Origin of the sequence: Stenotrophomonas veracruzanensis (assembly GCF_032911525.1) — a bacterium.
GTDB lineage: Bacteria > Pseudomonadota > Gammaproteobacteria > Xanthomonadales > Xanthomonadaceae > Stenotrophomonas > Stenotrophomonas africana.
Genome location: NZ_JAWJTI010000002.1, coordinates 272,688 through 289,089, shown reverse-complemented (window position 1 = coordinate 289,089; position 16,402 = coordinate 272,688). Strand labels below are relative to the sequence as shown.

Annotated in this window: 15 protein-coding genes; 7 read left to right on the top strand and 8 right to left on the bottom strand. The window is 67.1% G+C overall.

Annotation, left to right across the window (positions count from 1 at the left end; translation table 11 throughout):
- Positions 1–287 precede the first annotated feature (287 nt).
- Positions 288–1,160 carry a DMT family transporter gene (locus R1H25_RS03100; RefSeq protein WP_317222649.1) on the bottom strand — a complete coding sequence of 291 codons (873 nt, stop codon included), beginning with the start codon at positions 1,158–1,160 and terminating at the stop codon, positions 288–290.
- Between the two features lie 115 nt (positions 1,161–1,275).
- Between R1H25_RS03100 and R1H25_RS03095 the strand changes: the two genes are divergently transcribed.
- Positions 1,276–2,220, top strand: coding sequence for a LysR substrate-binding domain-containing protein (locus R1H25_RS03095; RefSeq protein ID WP_317222647.1), 945 nt, complete (start codon positions 1,276–1,278; stop codon positions 2,218–2,220).
- Positions 2,221–2,288: 68 nt separating this feature from the next.
- Positions 2,289–2,582 carry a hypothetical protein gene (locus R1H25_RS03090; RefSeq protein ID WP_005408721.1) on the top strand — a complete coding sequence of 98 codons (294 nt, stop codon included), beginning with the start codon at positions 2,289–2,291 and terminating at the stop codon, positions 2,580–2,582.
- 31 nt (positions 2,583–2,613) lie between these two features.
- On the opposite strand, the gene R1H25_RS03085 is transcribed toward R1H25_RS03090, so the two are convergent.
- Together R1H25_RS03085 and R1H25_RS03080 are read right to left on the bottom strand one after the other, a co-directional pair.
- On the bottom strand, positions 2,614–3,393 hold the full coding sequence (locus R1H25_RS03085; RefSeq protein ID WP_317222688.1) for a DUF4349 domain-containing protein: 780 nt from the start codon (positions 3,391–3,393) through the stop codon (positions 2,614–2,616).
- 32 nt (positions 3,394–3,425) lie between these two features.
- Positions 3,426–3,782 carry a GFA family protein gene (locus tag R1H25_RS03080; protein WP_049446638.1) on the bottom strand — a complete coding sequence of 119 codons (357 nt, stop codon included), beginning with the start codon at positions 3,780–3,782 and terminating at the stop codon, positions 3,426–3,428.
- Positions 3,783–3,895: 113 nt separating this feature from the next.
- On the opposite strand from R1H25_RS03080, the gene R1H25_RS03075 reads away from it, so the two are divergent.
- Together R1H25_RS03075 and R1H25_RS03070 are read left to right on the top strand one after the other, a co-directional pair.
- On the top strand, positions 3,896–5,704 hold the full coding sequence (locus R1H25_RS03075) for a DUF885 domain-containing protein (RefSeq protein WP_317222644.1): 1,809 nt from the start codon (positions 3,896–3,898) through the stop codon (positions 5,702–5,704).
- A 147-nt stretch (positions 5,705–5,851) separates the two neighbouring features.
- Positions 5,852–6,850 (top strand): polysaccharide lyase, encoded by a 999-nt coding sequence (locus R1H25_RS03070; RefSeq protein ID WP_317222642.1) that lies wholly within the window; start codon positions 5,852–5,854, stop codon positions 6,848–6,850.
- Positions 6,851–6,865: 15 nt separating this feature from the next.
- On the opposite strand, the gene agp is transcribed toward R1H25_RS03070, so the two are convergent.
- From agp to R1H25_RS03055, 3 genes are all read right to left on the bottom strand, one after another.
- The gene (agp, locus tag R1H25_RS03065) at positions 6,866–8,077 is read right to left on the bottom strand and encodes a bifunctional glucose-1-phosphatase/inositol phosphatase (protein WP_317222640.1); all 1,212 of its coding nucleotides are present in this window, start codon (positions 8,075–8,077) and stop codon (positions 6,866–6,868) included.
- Positions 8,074–9,906, bottom strand: coding sequence for a multidrug efflux ABC transporter SmrA (smrA, locus tag R1H25_RS03060; RefSeq protein WP_317222638.1), 1,833 nt, complete (start codon positions 9,904–9,906; stop codon positions 8,074–8,076). The genes agp and smrA overlap by 4 nt, the downstream gene beginning before the upstream one ends.
- Before the next feature lie 133 nt (positions 9,907–10,039).
- Complete coding sequence (locus R1H25_RS03055; RefSeq protein WP_317222636.1) at positions 10,040–11,602, bottom strand: serine hydrolase; 1,563 nt, start codon at positions 11,600–11,602, stop codon at positions 10,040–10,042.
- Between the two features lie 110 nt (positions 11,603–11,712).
- Here R1H25_RS03055 and R1H25_RS03050 point away from each other — a divergent pair, with 110 nt between their 5' ends.
- From R1H25_RS03050 to R1H25_RS03040, 3 genes are read left to right on the top strand one after another with little or no spacing between them, the layout of a single operon-like run.
- A complete protein-coding gene (locus tag R1H25_RS03050; RefSeq protein ID WP_049433862.1) occupies positions 11,713–12,156 on the top strand; it encodes a VOC family protein in 444 nt (147 codons plus the stop codon).
- Entirely contained in the window at positions 12,153–12,983 is an 831-nt protein-coding gene (locus tag R1H25_RS03045) for a DUF72 domain-containing protein (RefSeq protein ID WP_317222634.1), read from the top strand. Before R1H25_RS03050 ends, R1H25_RS03045 begins: the two co-directional genes overlap by 4 nt.
- 34 nt (positions 12,984–13,017) lie before the next feature.
- A complete protein-coding gene (locus tag R1H25_RS03040; RefSeq protein ID WP_057500159.1) occupies positions 13,018–13,965 on the top strand; it encodes a DMT family transporter in 948 nt (315 codons plus the stop codon).
- Between the two features lie 30 nt (positions 13,966–13,995).
- Here the strand turns inward: R1H25_RS03040 and R1H25_RS03035 are convergent, their stop codons facing one another.
- Together R1H25_RS03035 and R1H25_RS03030 are read right to left on the bottom strand one after the other, a co-directional pair.
- Positions 13,996–15,156: an AAA family ATPase gene (locus tag R1H25_RS03035; RefSeq protein ID WP_317222633.1), complete on the bottom strand. Its 1,161-nt coding sequence runs from the start codon at positions 15,154–15,156 to the stop codon at positions 13,996–13,998.
- A gap of 122 nt (positions 15,157–15,278) precedes the next feature.
- Positions 15,279–16,349, bottom strand: coding sequence for a sensor domain-containing diguanylate cyclase (locus tag R1H25_RS03030; RefSeq protein ID WP_049445040.1), 1,071 nt, complete (start codon positions 16,347–16,349; stop codon positions 15,279–15,281).
- Between the last annotated feature and the right edge of the window lie 53 nt (positions 16,350–16,402).

Genomic DNA, 16,402 nt, shown 5'->3' with positions numbered 1-16,402 from the left:
CGCATGGCGTGGATCTACCGGGTGCAGCTGTGGCATTTGATCTGGGTCCGCCTTGAGCGAGCCGAGCACCGCAGGTCCGGCGAGGGCGAAGAGGCGCGGGTGTCTGAGCGCAGCGAGTTCCCGCGCCGTCCCTCGACGGGCCGAGGAGCGCAGGGCACCGGTGCGCAGCACCGGCTCGCGGCCGGCGGAACGTTTCTTTTGGTTACTTTTCTTTGCGTACAAAGAAAAGTGACGCCCATGAACAGTGAAGCACCTTCAGCACGCGCCACGCGCAAAACGCCAATGCCTCAGCCCTTCTGGCTCACCGCCACGCTACCCAGAATCAACGCACCGGCAATCAGCATCTGCAGCGTCACCGGCTCGCCCAGGAACAACCACGCGAACGCCGCGCCGAACAGCGGAATCAGGTACGTCACCGTCGACGCACGTGACGGGCCGATGCGGCCGATCAGGCGGTAGAACATCAGGAACGCCAACCCAGTGCAGGCCACGCCCAGGGCAATCGCCGCGCCCCACGCCTTGCCCGGAATCGCCGCCTGCGGCCAGTGACTCACCGCCATCGGCAGCATCCACAGCGAGGCACACGACAGCGTTGCCGCAGCCGCAGCCGCCGAGGGCAGGCCGGTCATGTGCCGCTTCACCAGGTTCACGCCCAGGCCGTACAGCAGCGAAGCCGCCGCACCAGCCAGCACCGCGGTGCCGATGCTCAGGCCGGAGACCTTGGCCGTGGCCAGCACCACCACGCCGGCAAAGCCGACCAGCAGCGCACCGGCACGGCGCATGCCAATCTTTTCACCGAAGAACAGGAACGCGATCAGCGCGGCGAACAGCACGGTCATCGCATTGCAGATCGCGCCGATCGCCGCCGGCGCCTGCTCGGCAGAATAGGCGAACAGCACGAACGGCAACGCCGAGTTAATCAGGCCGATCGGTGCCAGCCACAGCCAGCGCCGCGGCGGGAACTGCGCGCGGGCGCGCCACAGGAACGGCAGCAACACCAGCGCGCCCAGCACCAGCCGCACCTCGACCAGCGCGAACGGGCCGAACGACGGCACCGCCACCCGCATGAACAGGAACGAGCAGCCCCAGATGGCGCCCAGCAGGGTCAATTCCAGCGGTGTGCGCCAGTCGCGCTCGGCCGCCTGTGGGACCGCATTCATGCCGTGCCTCCGTCCTTCATCTGTTTCTCGCCAAGGCAGACAGGATCGGACGCAGACGCCCGCCGCACAAACGCGTAGTATCGCTGCCAGCCACAAATATGGTTTGAGGCTCGACATGCAGCTACGCCCTTCCCTGCTTCCCGCGCTGGCCGTGTTCGCGGTCGCCGCACGCCATCAGAATTTCGCCCAGGCCGCGCAGGAACTGCACCTGACCGCCAGCGCGGTCAGCCACCATGTGCGCCGGCTGGAGGAGGTGCTGGAAACCCGGCTGTTCCTGCGCCACGCCCGCGGCGTACGCCTGACCGCCGAGGGCCGGCAGCTGGCCGACGCCGCCAGCGCCGCCTTCACCGATGTCGCGGCCGTCGCCCATCACCTGCAGCCTGATGCCGACAGCGTGCCGTTGCGGATCACCACGCTGCGCTCGCTCTCATACTGCTGGCTGCTGCCACGGCTGCCGCGCTTCACCCAGGCCTACCCGCACATCCGCATCGAGCTGCATACCGGCAGCGGGCTGGATCGCTATGACGACAACGGCCCGGAAGTGGGAATCCGCTATGGCCTGGGCCAATGGCCCGGCCTGCGTGCGCAGCACCTGATGGATGACTACCTGTTCCCGGTCGCCTCGCCGGCACTGGCCGGGGTCGAAACGCTGGTCGATCCGGCGCGCATCGCCGACCTGCCGCTGCTGACCGATCTGTCACCACAGGGCTGGCGCGACTGGTTCCGCCACGCGGGCGTGCGCCCGCCGTCGCCGCTGCCACCGATGCACACCTTCGCCGACAGCACCGATGCGATGCGTGCAGCGGTGTATGGCATGGGCGCGGTGCTGGCGCGCACCCACATCGCCCAGCCCTATATGCAACGCTACGAAGTGGTGCGCCTGCCCGGCCCGGCGCTGAAGGCGCGCTATGCGTATCACGTGGTGCATGCCGAAGGACAACCACCCAGCCCTGCCGCGCGCCTGTTCATCGACTGGTTGCTGGAGCAGGCGCAGGACGAACGCACGCCGATTCCCGCATTGCCGGACAGCCTGCTCGGGCGCCCGGCCACACGCGCCTGACTGCACCCTCACCCGTTCTTTGCCCGGCGCTGGGTAGGCTGCAGGCAACTCCACAACGTACCTACGCCATGGCCATGCTGCGACTGCGCATCACCGGAACTGAAGACGACGCCCGTGCCATCAGCGACCTGCTGCTCGGCCTGGAGGGCATCGAGCATGTCGAGGAAACCGACGACCTGATGCCGCACATGGACGACGACGATTCCAGTTCGGCCGGGCTGTCCGACGACATCGGCCCGGGCATCCATGAGCTGGAAGTGGAAGTCGGCAATGAAAGCACCGCGCAGAAGGTGCGCGACGCGGTGCAGGAACTCGCGCTGGAGCTGGATGTGTTCGTCGAGTACGAGACCGACGAGGGCTGATGCCGGCAAGCTACCGGCATCAGCCTTCACCTCAGAGGTTGGGCGGTAGCTTGCGACGACGGCGACGCCACCACGCCCGCACACCCCAGGCCGCGATCAAGGCCAGCACCGCCACCGGCAGCAGCGCGGCAACCGCGCGGATCAGGAACGCCACGCTGGTGCTGAGGATGCTGCCCGACTCGCTCAGCGCCTCACCGATTTCGCTGCGGCTGCGTTGGCCCGAGGTGGTGTCGAAATGGATCGTCACCAGCTGGGTATCGATGCGTCGACGTTGCTGCGCTGAATCCTTGTTGGCCTGTTCGACGCCGGCTTCGATCTCGGACAGGCGCGTGGTGATCGCCATCAGGTCCTCGATCTTCAGGTCCTTGCGATCCTGGTAGGACAGCAGCCGCGCGTGCTCCTTCTCCAGCCGTGCCTTGGTCAGTGCCGTATCGGCCACCGCCTGAGCGAGGTCCTCGGCGCGCGTATTGCGTGACTGCAGCTTGCCCCCCTCACCCGCCAACGCGATCAACGGCTCGGTGCCCTTCGGCGCGATGCGTACCTTGACCTCACCACTGGGCTGCTCGCCGCTGCGCTGGTCGACCTGCAGCACCGCACAGTCACCGAACTTCGCGCTCTGGCAGGCCTGTGCCACCTGCTGGATGCGCGGTGCGATCTGTCCCGCTTCCAGCTGCACCTGCACGTCGTGTTCGTAGGCGAGGAATGCGCCTTCCGGTGACGCGACGGCCGCTTCAGCAGCTGTGGCGCCCGCATCGGCCGCCGCGTCCCCCTGTTTGGCACAGGCCGCCAGCGCCAGCAGCAATACCGGCATCGCTGCCACGCGCGTCCACGTACGCACCGGCCTCACAGTGCGGCTCCGTCGTAGGAGGTCACTGCCAGCGTGGCCAGATTCACTGCAGGCACGCAGCGCACGTTCACCGCCACCATCGGCGTACCGCTGCGCGGATCCACCGCCTCGCTGTAGGGGGCAATGCCGCACTCGCGGCAATGGTGATGATTGATGTGCGCCTTGTTGAAGTGATAGGTCGCCACGTCCGCCGGGTCGGTGCTCAGCTGGAACGCCGCGCGCGGGGCGAACCACAGCAGGCCGCCCCGGCGGCGGCACATCGAGCAGTTGCAGTCGATGACGTCGCTGATCGGCGCCTCGGCCTGTACGGTGAATGCGATCCTGCCGCAATGGCAGCTTCCCTGGTATTGCATGTCCTGCGCTCCGCTGGAGGGTCCTTGGTCTGCGCTCATGGTAATCCTATGGCACGGGGACAAAGCAGCCCCGGGACCCTATGCTCGGGGTTTGACCCTGTACAGGAACGCCGATGCGCCCGCATCTTCTTGCCCTCGCCCTGGTCGCCGCCCTGGCCGGTTGCCAGCCGGCCGACGCCCCGACCAACGCTTCCACCCCGGCCACCAGCCAGCACGCCGCTGACGCAGCGGTCGATGCCGCCTTCGCCGATCTGTCCAAGCGCGCCCTGGACACCTGGATGCAGCTGTCGCCGGTCAGCGCCACCCAGATTGGTGACCACCGCTACGACAGCGAGCTGGACGACCTCAGTGCCGCCGGCCAGCAGAAGACCGTGGCCGCGTACAAGGCGCTGCTGGGAGAGCTGGACAAGATCGAGGTGGCCAAGCTGGGCCGCGAGAACCAGGTGGATGCGGCGATCCTGCGCAACCAGCTGCAGTCGGAAATCTGGAACGCCGAAGTGCTGCAGTCCGGCAAGTGGGACCCGCAGCTGTACAACGGCATCGCCGGCAGCGCGATCTACGGCCTGATGGCCCGCGAGTTCGCGCCGCTGCCGGAGCGCCTGAAGTCGGCCACCGCGCGCATGGAAAAGCTGCCGGCAATCTTCGCCCAGGCCCGCGAGAACCTGGATCCTGCGCGCGTGCCGAAGATCCATGCCGAGACGGTGGCCAAGCAGAACAAGGGCATCCTCAGCATCGTCGATACCTTCATCACCCCGCACATCGGCGAACTGCCGCAGGCCGACCAGCAGCGCCTGCAGGCCGCCATCGACGGCCTGAAGAAGGCCGTGGACGAGCAGCAGACCTGGCTGGACAAGACCCTGGTGCCGAACGCCAAGGGCGACTTCCGCATTGGTGCGGAAAAGTACGACCAGAAGCTGAAGTTCGCGCTGAGCTCCTCGCTGTCGCGCCAGGAGATCGGTGAGCGTGCACGTGCCGAACTCAAGCGCGTGCGCGAAGACATGTACGGCATCGCGCAGACCGTGCTGAAGGACAAGCCGGGCGCGCCGGAGATGCCGGCACAGCCGACCGACGAGCAGCAGCAGAAGGCGATCGAGGCCGCACTGGAACTGGCCTACGCCGACAAGCCGGCGCGCGACAAGGTGGTCGATGATGCCAAGGCCGCGCTGGAGCAGTCCACCGCGTTCGTGCGCGAGCACGACCTGGTGACCCTGCCCGATGCGCCGGTGGACATCATCCTGATGCCGGAATTCCAGCGTGGCGTCGCCGTGGCCTACTGCGATTCGCCGGGCCCGCTGGACAAGAACCTGAAGACCTTCTACGCCGTGTCGCCGATTCCGGACGACTGGAACGAGAAGCAGGTCGACTCGTTCCTGCGTGAATACAACTCGCGCATGATCCACCTGCTGAGCATCCACGAAGGCACTCCGGGCCATTACCTGGAAGGCTGGCACTCGGCCAAGTTCCCCTCCACCCTGCGTGCGGTGCTGCGTTCGGGCCTGTTCGCCGAGGGCTGGGCGGTCTACACCGAGCGCATGATGCAGGAGCAGGGCTACCTCGACAACGACCCGCTGTTCCACCTGGTGCAGCTGAAGTTCTACCTGCGCACGATCTCCAACGCGATCCTCGACCAGGGCGTGCATGTGGACAACTGGGATCGCGAGAAGGCGATGCACCTGATGACCCACGACGCGTTCCAGCAGGAAAGCGAAGCGGCCGGCAAGTGGGTGCGCGCGCAGCTGACCTCGGCGCAGCTGCCGACCTACTTCGTCGGTGCGCAGGAACACTTCGACACCCGCAAGGCGGTGCAGGAGAAGCTGGGCGACAAGTTCAACCTGAAGGCGTACCACGACCAGGTACTGTCCTACGGCGCACCGCCGGTGCGTTTCGCACGCCAGCTGATGCTGGACCAGCCGATCGAGTGATCGCACAGGTGTGAGCTGAACGAGAACGGCCCGGGGAAACCTGGGCCGTTCTGTTTGTGCAGGATCGCCACGCCATCTCCGCATCACATGCCGGCAACACGGCCGGGCGCATCGTTCGTCGGGCGCCCCCCCCCTTCGTCGGATTCCATGTTACTGCCCTTGCTTCGCCTCGCCCTGCTGCCCGCGCTGCTGGCCAGTACGGCGGCCTTCGCCGCCTGCCCTTCTCCACCGCCCGGACAACCCGACATCCGTGCCTTGGGCTACTACACCGACAAGGTCGGCTCGGTGATCGACCCGGCACTGCACCAGCAGAACAAGGACGCCACTGCGCCGCTGGACCGCTATGCTGCCGACGTGGCGCGCATGAGCGACGACTATCTGCGCAACGGTGACCCGGCAGCGGCGCAGTGCACGCTGAGCTGGCTGGGTGCGTGGGCCGACGATGGCGCCATGCTCGGGCAGATGATCCGGGTCAACAACGATCAGTCGTTCTACATGCGGCAGTGGATGCTTGATGCAGTGGCCATGGCCTACCTGAAAGTGCACGACCAGGCCGATGGCCGCCAACGTGCGCGCATCGACCCTTGGCTGCAGAAGCTGGCACGGGCCAACCTGGCGTACTGGGACAACCCGAAACGGCGCCGCAACAACCACTACTACTGGGGTGGCCTGGGCGTGTTGGCGACCGGCCTGGCCACCGACGACGAGGCCCTGTGGCAGGCCGGCCACGCCGCGTTCCAGAAGGGCATCGATGACATCCAGGACGATGGCAGCCTCCCGCTGGAGATGGCCCGTGGGCAACGGGCCCTGCACTACCACGACTACGCACTGGCGCCACTGGTGATGATGGCCGAGCTGGCGCGCCTGCGCGGCCAGGACTGGTACGCCAGCAGGGCTCACGCCATCGACCGCCTTGCCCGCCGCGTCATCGAAGGCAGCAAGGACCCTGCATGGTTCAATGAACACACCGGTGTTGCACAGCTACCCCTGCAGGCCAGCGGCTGGGTCGAGTTCTACCGCTTGCGATCACCGGATGGCGGCCTGTTTGATGCCGCGCATGCACGCGGACCGTTCCGTTCCCCACGGCTGGGCGGCGACCTCACGCTGATGGCTACGCAGGGCATCGTGCGCACGCCGCTGCGATAGCCCTCTGTTTCAGTTTCAGCGACGCCCCCGCTGCAGCAGCTGCTGGAACTGCGCACGGCTGCAGCCCTGCCGGTCACAGCCCGGCAAGGGCAGTGCGACGCGCCCCGGCGGCTGCGCCTCGGTCAGCGGCGATGCATCGCGCAGCTGCCCGGTGGTCGGATAGACGTAGGCCAGGCGGAAACGCTCGCCACCGCTCTGGCGGTCACGCCAACGCTCGAACTGCAGCAGGCCACCGATCGGCGTCTTCTCGAACTGGCCTGGCAGGCTGTAGTCACCGATTCCCATCGCCGCCAGCAGCGAACCGATATTGGAATCATGGCCGACCAGCAGGCTGACCTTCGGCGATGCGGTATCTTCCAACAACGCATCCACGCGTGCCAGCAACGGTCCGGCCACATCCCGCGCCACCTCGGGCGTTCCGAACAGGATGTCCTGGTAGCGGTTGCGGATCTGCGCCAGCGCCTGCCACTGCGCCTCGGTGGTCAAGCGGCCCCAGCCTTCGCGGGGAATGCCACTGCCCTGGTAGTGCTCCATCAAGAAGGCATCGACCAGCCCGCTGGCCAGCGCCAGCGAACCGGAGGCCCGCGGTTCCTTGCCCGGTTCCGCATTGAAGGTCGTGTCGGCCAGCATCAGATGGCAATCGCTGCGTCCCGCACAGGCCGCCGACCGCGGGTAGCGGGTGATCTGCTCCACCATGGACAGGGCCGGTGCCAGATCCGCTGCGGCCAGCGCCTTCTGCATTGACTCCAGCGCGCGCGCGCGGAATGCCGCGTCATCGTTGTGGATCACCGGATTGAACAGCGGATCCATCGTCCCCAGCGCCATGCGCTGTTCGACCGTGACATGGCAGCCCGGAAACGCACCGGCAATGAAGAACTGCGCGGTGGCCTGGGTACGCTGCAGGCTGTTGGCATGAGCGTGGAAGTCAGCCGGCTGCGGGCAACCCGACACCGGCAACAGTTGCGCCTGGCGCAGCCACTGGCCGATGTAGCGGCCCATGTAGACCTCCAGCACGCCGCCCTTGGTGGTCAGCTCGCCAGGGCCTACGTCCCAGCGTGGCCAGCGTTCCGGCGTGGCATGGGCCAGGGCGCCCGACGCCACCACCGGCGCGCGCAGGTTGTGGCGACTGAGCAGGACCACCTGCTCGAGCTGGTCGCCTTCCACGGGTGCCGGTGCGGTGGCTGCGGCCGTGGTCGCCAGACTGAGGGCCAGCAGCAGAGCAATCATTGATCGGCAGCCACGAAACCACCGGTCTGCCGCGCCCACAAGCGCGCGTACAGGCCACCGGTCGCAATCAGTTCGGCGTGGGTGCCGGTCTCGACGATGCGGCCCTGGTCCATCACCACCAGCCGGTCCATGCGCGCGATGGTCGACAACCGGTGCGCGATCGCGATCACCGTCTTGCCGCCCATCAGCTGATCCAGGCTGTCCTGGATCGCCGCTTCCACCTCCGAGTCCAGCGCCGAGGTCGCTTCATCCAGTACCAGGATCGGCGCATCCTTCAGCAGCACGCGCGCAATGGCGATGCGCTGGCGCTGGCCACCGGACAGCTTCACGCCGCGCTCGCCCACGTGCGCGTCGTAGCCACGACGCCCCTGCCCGTCCACCAGCGAATCGATGAAGGCTTCGGCACGCGCCTTGGCAACGGCTGCGCGCAGCTGCTCATCGGTTGCGTCAGGACGGCCGTACAGCAGGTTGTCGCGGATCGAGCGATGCAGCAGCGAGGTGTCCTGGGTGACCACGCCGATCTGCTGGCGCAGGCTTTCCTGGGTGACGTACGCAATGTCCTGGTCGTCGATCAGGATACGGCCGCTTTCCAGGTCGTACAGGCGCAGCAGCACGTTGACCAGGGTCGACTTGCCGGCACCGGAGGGACCGACCAGGCCGATCTTCTCGCCCGGCTTCACCACCAGGTCGAGGCCGGCGATCACACCGCCCTTCTTGCCGTAGTGGAAGTGGATGTCCTGGAAGTGCACGCCGCCACGGGTCACCTGCAACGGCACCGCATCCTCGCGGTCCTGCACGGTCAGCGGCTGGGCGATGGTGGTGATGCCGTCCTGCACCGTGCCGATGTCCTCGAAGATGCCATTGATGGTCCACATGATCCAGCCGGACATGTTGTGGATGCGGATCACCAGGCCGGTGGCCAGCGTGATCGCGCCCACGGTGATGTGCCCGCCATTCCACAGCCACAGCGCCAGCCCGCAGGTGCCGGCGATCAGGAAGCCGTTGACGATGGCGATGGTCAGGTCCATGCCGGTGGTGACGCGGGTCTGCGCGCGATGCTTGACTGCCAGTTCCTGGATCGATTCAGCCACGTAGGCCTGTTCGCGGCCACCATGGGCGAACAGCTTCAACGTGGGAATGTTGGTGTAGCCATCGACGATGCGGCCCATCGCCTTGGAACGCGCTTCGGACGCGATCCAGGCCCGTTCCTTCGCGCGCGGCACGAAGTAGGCCAGGATCACCGCGTAGGCCAGCAGCCACAGGATCAGCGGCACCATCAGCCGCCAGTCGGCCTGCGCGAACAGATACAGCGCGGTGCCGGTATAGACCACGATGTACCAGAGCGAATCGACCATCTGCACCGCCGATTCGCGCAGCGAAGTACCGGTCTGCATCACCCGGTTGGCGACACTGCCGGCGAAGTCGTTCTGGAAGAAGCTCAGGCTCTGCCGCACCACGTAGTTGTGCATCAACCAGCGCGAGCGGTTGCTCAGGCCGGGCACGATGGCCTGGTTGACCAGCAGGTTGTGCAGGCCGACCAGGATCGGCCGCGCGACGACCGTGATGAACAGCATCCAGCCCAGTTCATTGGCGTGGCGCTTGAAGAAATCCGCACCGGGCTGCTCGGCGACCATGTCGACGATGCGGCCCAGGTAATCGAACATCGCCACTTCCACCAGCGCGAGCAGCAGGCCGGCGATGAGCGTGGCCAGCAGCACCGGCCACACCGGGCGCAGGTAGTGCAGGTAGAAGGGCAGCACCTTGCGCGGCGGCATGCGCCCGTCCACGGGCGGGAACACCGGAATCAGGGATTCAAACCAACGGAACATTGCACTCCCTCGCCTCTTGCAAGCGGCGAAGTATCCCACGCCGGATGTGTACGCCAGCCGATGATCACCGCTCCGCCCCTGGTAGTCGCCCACCTTGGTGGGCGCCGTACCGCATGCCGACCAAAGTCGGCATCTACCGTTCAGTCGGGGTGAACAACAGGTCCTGGAAATCGAAGCTGAAATCGGTCAGGTCGGAGATCGACTGCATGCGCACCTCGCGTACCTTGCCGTCCGGGTCCAGGCTGAAGTTCACGAACGCGTCGGCATTGAGCGAACGGTCGTCCCAGCGCACGATGAAGGTGTCGTGCTGCCAATGCTCCAGCCGGCCGCTCAGCTGCGCGGTCTTCATGAAGCGCAGGCGCAGGCCCTTGCCCTCGGCACTGATCTGCATGTCGCCATACCAGCGGTCACGGAAGGTGCCAGCGTAGCCGGCCAGTGCCAGCGACGGCTTGCTGCCCTTGTCGCGCGCGCTCTGGTGCTTGGCCCAGGCCTCGTCGGCCTTGTCCTGGCCCTTGGCCACTGCCTTGGCATAGGCGTCCACCCAGTCGTGCTTCTCGCCGCCCAGATAGGCATCCAGCACGCTCAGGGTGATCGCGTTGAACGCCGCGCCCACTTCCTGGTTGGTCAGTACCACCACGCCCAGCTTCTCGCCCGGCACCAGGGTCAGCCGCGAAACCATGCCCGGCCAGCCACCGGTGTGCCAGACCAGCTTCTGCCCGCGGAAATCGCTCAGGCTCCAGCCTTCGCCATAGCCAGCGAAGTTGGCCCGCGCAGGTGCCAGCTCCGGCACGCTTGGCGCCGGGATCGACTGCGGCGTGATCATCCGCCACATCTGCTGCTGGCTCTTCTCGCTGAACAGCGCGGTGCCATCGGCCAGCTTGCCCTCGGCCAGCTGCACCTGCATCCAGCGCGCCATGTCGTGCGCACTGGAATAGATGCCACCGGCGCCGGCATTGTTCGACCACGTCAGCGGTGCAACGGTGCGCAGGTCCTTGAAATCGTACTTGGCGTGGCCGACCGCAGCCTTGTCGCCCGGCTTCAGATGATCGGCGTTGTAGCGTGTGCCGGCCATGCCCACCTTGTCGAAGATGCGGGTCTGCAGGAACTGCTGGTAGCTCACGCCGGAGACATGCTCGATCACCTGCTGGGCGACTGCGTACAGGATGTTGTCGTACGCATAGCTCTCGCGGAAACCGCCCTTCAGCGGCACCTTGCCCAGCCGCTCCACCACTTCGGCATTGCTGTAGGAGGTGGTCGGCCAGAACAGCAGGTCACCGGCGCCCAGGCTCAGCCCGCTGCGATGCGACAGCAGGTCGCGGATCGTCATCTGGCCGGTCACGAAGGGATCGGACATGCGGAACGACGGGAGATGGTCGATCACCTTGTCGTCCATCTTCAGCTTGCCGTCCTCGGCCAGCAGGTTCAGCGAGGTGGCGGTGAAGGCCTTGGTGTTGGAGGCGATGGCAAACAGCGTATCGGCCTGCACCGGCTCCGGTTTGCCCTGCTCACGCACGCCCCAGCCACGCTCCAGCACCACCTCGCCATCCTTGACTACCGCCACGGCAATGCCGGGCACGTCGAACTGCGCGCGCACGCGCTCGACAGTCGCATCCAGCTCCTGCAGCTGCGCCGGGGTGGCAGCGCTCGCCATGGTCGTGCACGCCAGCAGCACGGCTCCTCCAATCCAGGGTTTCATCCAGCACGATCTCCGAACAGGGGTGGCGGCCATGTGCAGGCCGTCACCGGGGTTTCGCGGGATGGTAACGGTCTGCGGCGCACCCTGCCCTGTGCCATAGGAGGGGTGTCATGGGCGGGAACGGCCAACCGAGCAACGGCTCCACCATCATTCCGTGCCTGCGCTATCGCGACGCGCAGGCCGCCATCGACTGGCTGCAGCGCGCCTTCGGCTTCCATGCCCAGGCCGTGTATGCCGACGGCGATACGGTATTCCACGCGCAGCTGACCTTCGGCAGCGGCATGATCATGCTCGGCTCGGCCAGCAATCAGAGCGCATGGAGCGAACACGCGGCGATGCCCGATGAGGTCGGCGGCCGCCAGACCCAGAGCGCCTGTGTGATCGTCACCGATGCCGATGCCCACTATGCGCGGGCGAAGGCCGCCGGTGCCCGCATCGTCATCGACATCGCCGACCAGGACTATGGCGGGCGCGGCTACGCCTGCGCCGACCCGGAAGGCTATCTGTGGTGGTTCGGCAGCTACGACCCGTGGCGCGCGGACCACGGCCAGTGACCGCGGCCTCCCGACAGGCCGCGATCCGCTGCGGCATCGGTGGCTGGGTGTTTCCCGAATGGCGTGGCGGCGCTTTCTACCCCGTGGGCCTGCCGCAGCGTGAAGAACTGGCCCATGCCAGCCGTGCCCTGCGTTGCATTGAAATCAACGGCACCTTCTACCGCACGCCCACCGCGGCGCAGTGCGCGCAGTGGGCCGCACAGACGCCGGAAGGCTTTCGGTTTTCGATGAAGGCGCCACGCTACCTGGTGCAGCGCCGCGACCTGTCCAGCACCGTAGAGGCAGCCGCGCCCTTCCTGCACGCGGCGATTGCGCTCGGTGACCGGCTTGGCCCGTTGCTGTGGCAGTTCGATCCACGCCACCCGGCCGACGCCGATGCACTAGGCGCCCTGATGGCGCAGCTGCCGAAGCAGCTGCAAGGAGTGCCGCTGCAGCATGCGCTGGAGGTCCGCAACGCGGAGGCACATGGCCCGGCACTGGTCGACGCCGCGCGCCGCCACGGCGTGGCGCTGGTGATCGAAGACAGTGACGAAGCGCCATTGCATGGCGATGTCAGTGCCGGCTTCGTCTATGCGCGGATCAAGCGCAGCCAGGCCCGCTTGAACGAGGGCCTGCCGGCACCCGTGCAGCAGCGCTGGGCCGAACGCGCGCAGCGTTGGGCGCGCGGCGAACCGGTGGACGATCTGCCCTGCCTGGCCGGGCCGGCACCGTCAGAGCCGCGCGAGGTGTACCTGCTGTGCATCGGCGCGGGCAAGGCACGCAATCCCGCGGCGGCGATGGCCCTGCAGCGGCGGGCAGACGCCCCCGGTAATTCCCCACGCGGATAGCGCTACGGTCATCGGCTTGCTTCACAATAGGCGGATGAGCACACCCGACACCCGCAAAGCGCTGTGGCAGATCCACTTCTGTGTCCTGCTGTGGGGCGTCACCGCCATCCTCGGCAAGCTGATCACCCTGCCCGCGCTGCCGCTGGTGTGGTGGCGCATGCTGCTGGTGACGGCGATGCTGGCCCTGCTGCCGCGGGTATGGCGCGGGTTGCGCACGCTGCCCTTGCGCCTGGTGGCAGGCTACGCCGGCATCGGCGCGCTGGTCGCCCTGCACTGGCTGACGTTCTACGGCGCGGTGAAGCTGGCCAACGCCTCGGTGGCCGCCACCTGCATCGCGCTGGCGCCGGTGTTCACGTCAATCATCGAGCCGTGGGTGGCCAAGCGGCCGTTCCAGCTGCGTGAACTGGCGTTCGGCCTGGCGGTGCTGCCCGGTGTTGCACTGGTGGTCGGTGGCGTGCCCGATGGAATGCGCCTGGGTGTACTGATCGGCGCGATATCGGCGCTGCTGGTGGCGGTGTTCGGCTCGCTCAACAAGCGCATGGTCAGCCACGCCGATCCCCTTACGGTCACTGCGCTGGAGCTCGGTGCCGGCACCCTCACCCTGACCCTGCTGGCACCGCTGATGCCCTACCTGCTGCCAGCGTTGGCCAGCCCGCTGTGGGTGGTTCCGGACCTGCACGACGGCATCCTGCTGCTGGTACTGGCCGGGTTCTGCACGCTGTTGCCGTTCGCCCTGGCCCTGGTCGCGCTGCGCCACCTGAGCGCCTACACGGTGCAGCTGGTGACCAACCTGGAACCGGTCTACGCGGTGGTGCTGGCGGTGGTGCTGCTGCGCGAGCAGCACGAGGTCACCCCATGGTTCTACCTGGGCGTGGCGATCATCGTCGGCGCAGTGTTCCTGCATCCGCTGCTCAATCGCCGCAGGCCGGTGCAGCATCCGGAAATCCTTGGCACGGCTGAGGCGCGCAACATCGCCGATTGAGCGCGTCCACGCCGGGCGTGGATGGCTGTATCAACGCTGCGGCCAGTGCCATGCCGGGGCATCCAGCAGGCCCTGCCCACTCAACAGCGTGCGGCCCTGTTCCTTGTGCAGGTGCAGCGAATGACAGCCGGGCGCCTGCTCAAGTGCTGCGATCAGGCGGCTGGCGTGTGAGACCACCCACACCTGGCTGCGCGCACTGGCCGCGATGATCAGCCGCGCCAGCGCCGGCAGCAGGTCCGGATGCAGGCTGGTCTCCGGCTCGTTGAGCACCAGCAGCGGCGGCGGGCGTGGCGTGTGCAGTGCCGCGGCCAGCAGCAGGAAGCGCAGCGTGCCGTCGGACAGTTCGGCCATCGACAACGGCCGCAGCAACCCCGGCTGGTGGAAGCGCAGGGCCAGTCGACCGTCCAGCTCTTCGAAGCCGACCGTGGCGCCGGGGAACGCATCATCGACGCTGCGAGCCAACGCGACCGGATTCCCGATCTCGAGAATGGTCACCCAGGCCGCCGCCAGATCCCGGCCGTCGTGATGCAGCACCGGCGTGCGCGTGGCCATCGCCGGTTGTCGCGCCGGGGCATGGGCGTCGCTGCGGAAATGGTCGTAGAAGCGCCAGCGGCGGATGTACTCACGCAGGGCGATGGTTTCCGGCATGCGCTGCGGATCGCCAACCTGGGTGAACAGGCTGTCGAACAGCGACAACCGGTCATCGACCAGATCCCAGCCGCGCGAATGGCGCTGCCGCACCATCGCCCCACGACGATCAACCAGCAGGTTGGCGCTGCGCAGGAACGGCCCGGCCCAGATCGCCTCGGCCTTGATCTGCGGATCCAGCACAAACGCGGAACGGCTGGGGGGTGGGTACCCCAGGTCGATGGCATAGCCGAACTCGTCGGTGGTGAAGCCCAGCTTCAGCCCCACCGACGCCTGCCGAGGCCCGCCCTGCAGCGGGTTCTCACCGGCCGCAACCCGGCGATCGATGGATTCGGGGCCGGCCCACAGCGCCGAACCGAGCCCCCCTTCGCGGGCCAGCACCGCCGCGACGCCGCCCTGCGCGGTCTCCGCCAGCAGCCGCAGCGCACGGTACAGGCTGGACTTGCCACTGCCATTGTCACCGGTCACCACATTCAACTGCTGCAGCGGCAGTACCAGCCCGTGCAGCGAGCGATAGTGGGCGATGGCCAGGGTCTCCAGCATGGTCGGCGTCCGTGGGAACAGATGCGCCATGCTGGCTGGCCAAGGTCGCAGGGGGTGCGACGCGACGGTATCGAATCGGCCACAGCGTCCACGCGTGGCGTGGATCTACCGGGCGGGATGTTTCAGCCCGCCAGCTCCACCCGGTTGCGACCGTTGCCCTTGGCCCGGTACAGCGCCTTGTCGGCGCGTGCCAGCGTGTCATCCACGCTTTCACCGGGCTGGTGCTGGGCCACACCAATACTGATCGTGATCGGGAATCCCAGCGGAAGGTCTGCCACGGCCAGGCGCAGGAACTCGCATTGCAGTTCGGCCGTGCGCAGATCGGTGCCCGGCATCACCGCCACGAACTCTTCGCCACCATAGCGCGCCGCCATGCCTCGGCCAGCGAAGTGCGAGCGCAGCAGCACGCCCAGCTCGGCCAGCACCCGGTCGCCAGTGGCGTGTCCCTGGAAATCGTTGATGTGCTTGAAGTGATCGATGTCCAGCAGGGCCACGCAGGCCACTCCCGGTTGCCCATCGATCTCCGCCACCGCCTCTTCCAGTGCCACCGCCATCGCGCGACGGTTCGGCAGACCGGTCAGCGCATCGGTGCGGCTCTGCTCGGCCAGGTCGGCATTCTGCGCCAGCAGCACGTCCTGGTACTCCGACAGCAGGCGCTCGTAGTCATCGCGTTCCAGCATGTGCTTCTGGATGTCGAGCGCGAAACGGCGCAGCTCCATCACCAGCATCACCTGCCGTGACAGAGCGGCCAGTGCCTCGGCCTTGTCGCTGGGCAGCTGCTGCGGATGTGCATCGAACACGCACAACGTACCCAGTGGCAGGCCATCGGAACTGATCAGTGGCGCACCGGCGTAGAAACGGATGTGCGGGTCACCGGTCACCACCGGGTTGTCGTGGAAGCGGATGTCCTGCAGCGCATCCTCGACCACCATGATTTCCTGCGGCTGCAGGATGGCGTGGCCACACATCGATTCGCTGCGCAGGTTCTCTGCCGCGTCGATGCCCTGGATCGACTTGAACCACTGCCGTTCGACATCGATCAGGGTCACCGCCGCCATCGAGGTACCGCAGACCGCCTTGGCGATCGCCACCAGGTCGTCGAATGACTTCTCGCGCTGCGAATCAAGGATGCGGTAGCGGTACAGCGCCTCGAGCCGAAGGGCTTCGTTGGCAGGCTTGTCGGGCTTGATCATGCAGCGTCACATTCCGGCAGGTCACTGCGGAGTCTAGCCGATGTAGAGCCGAG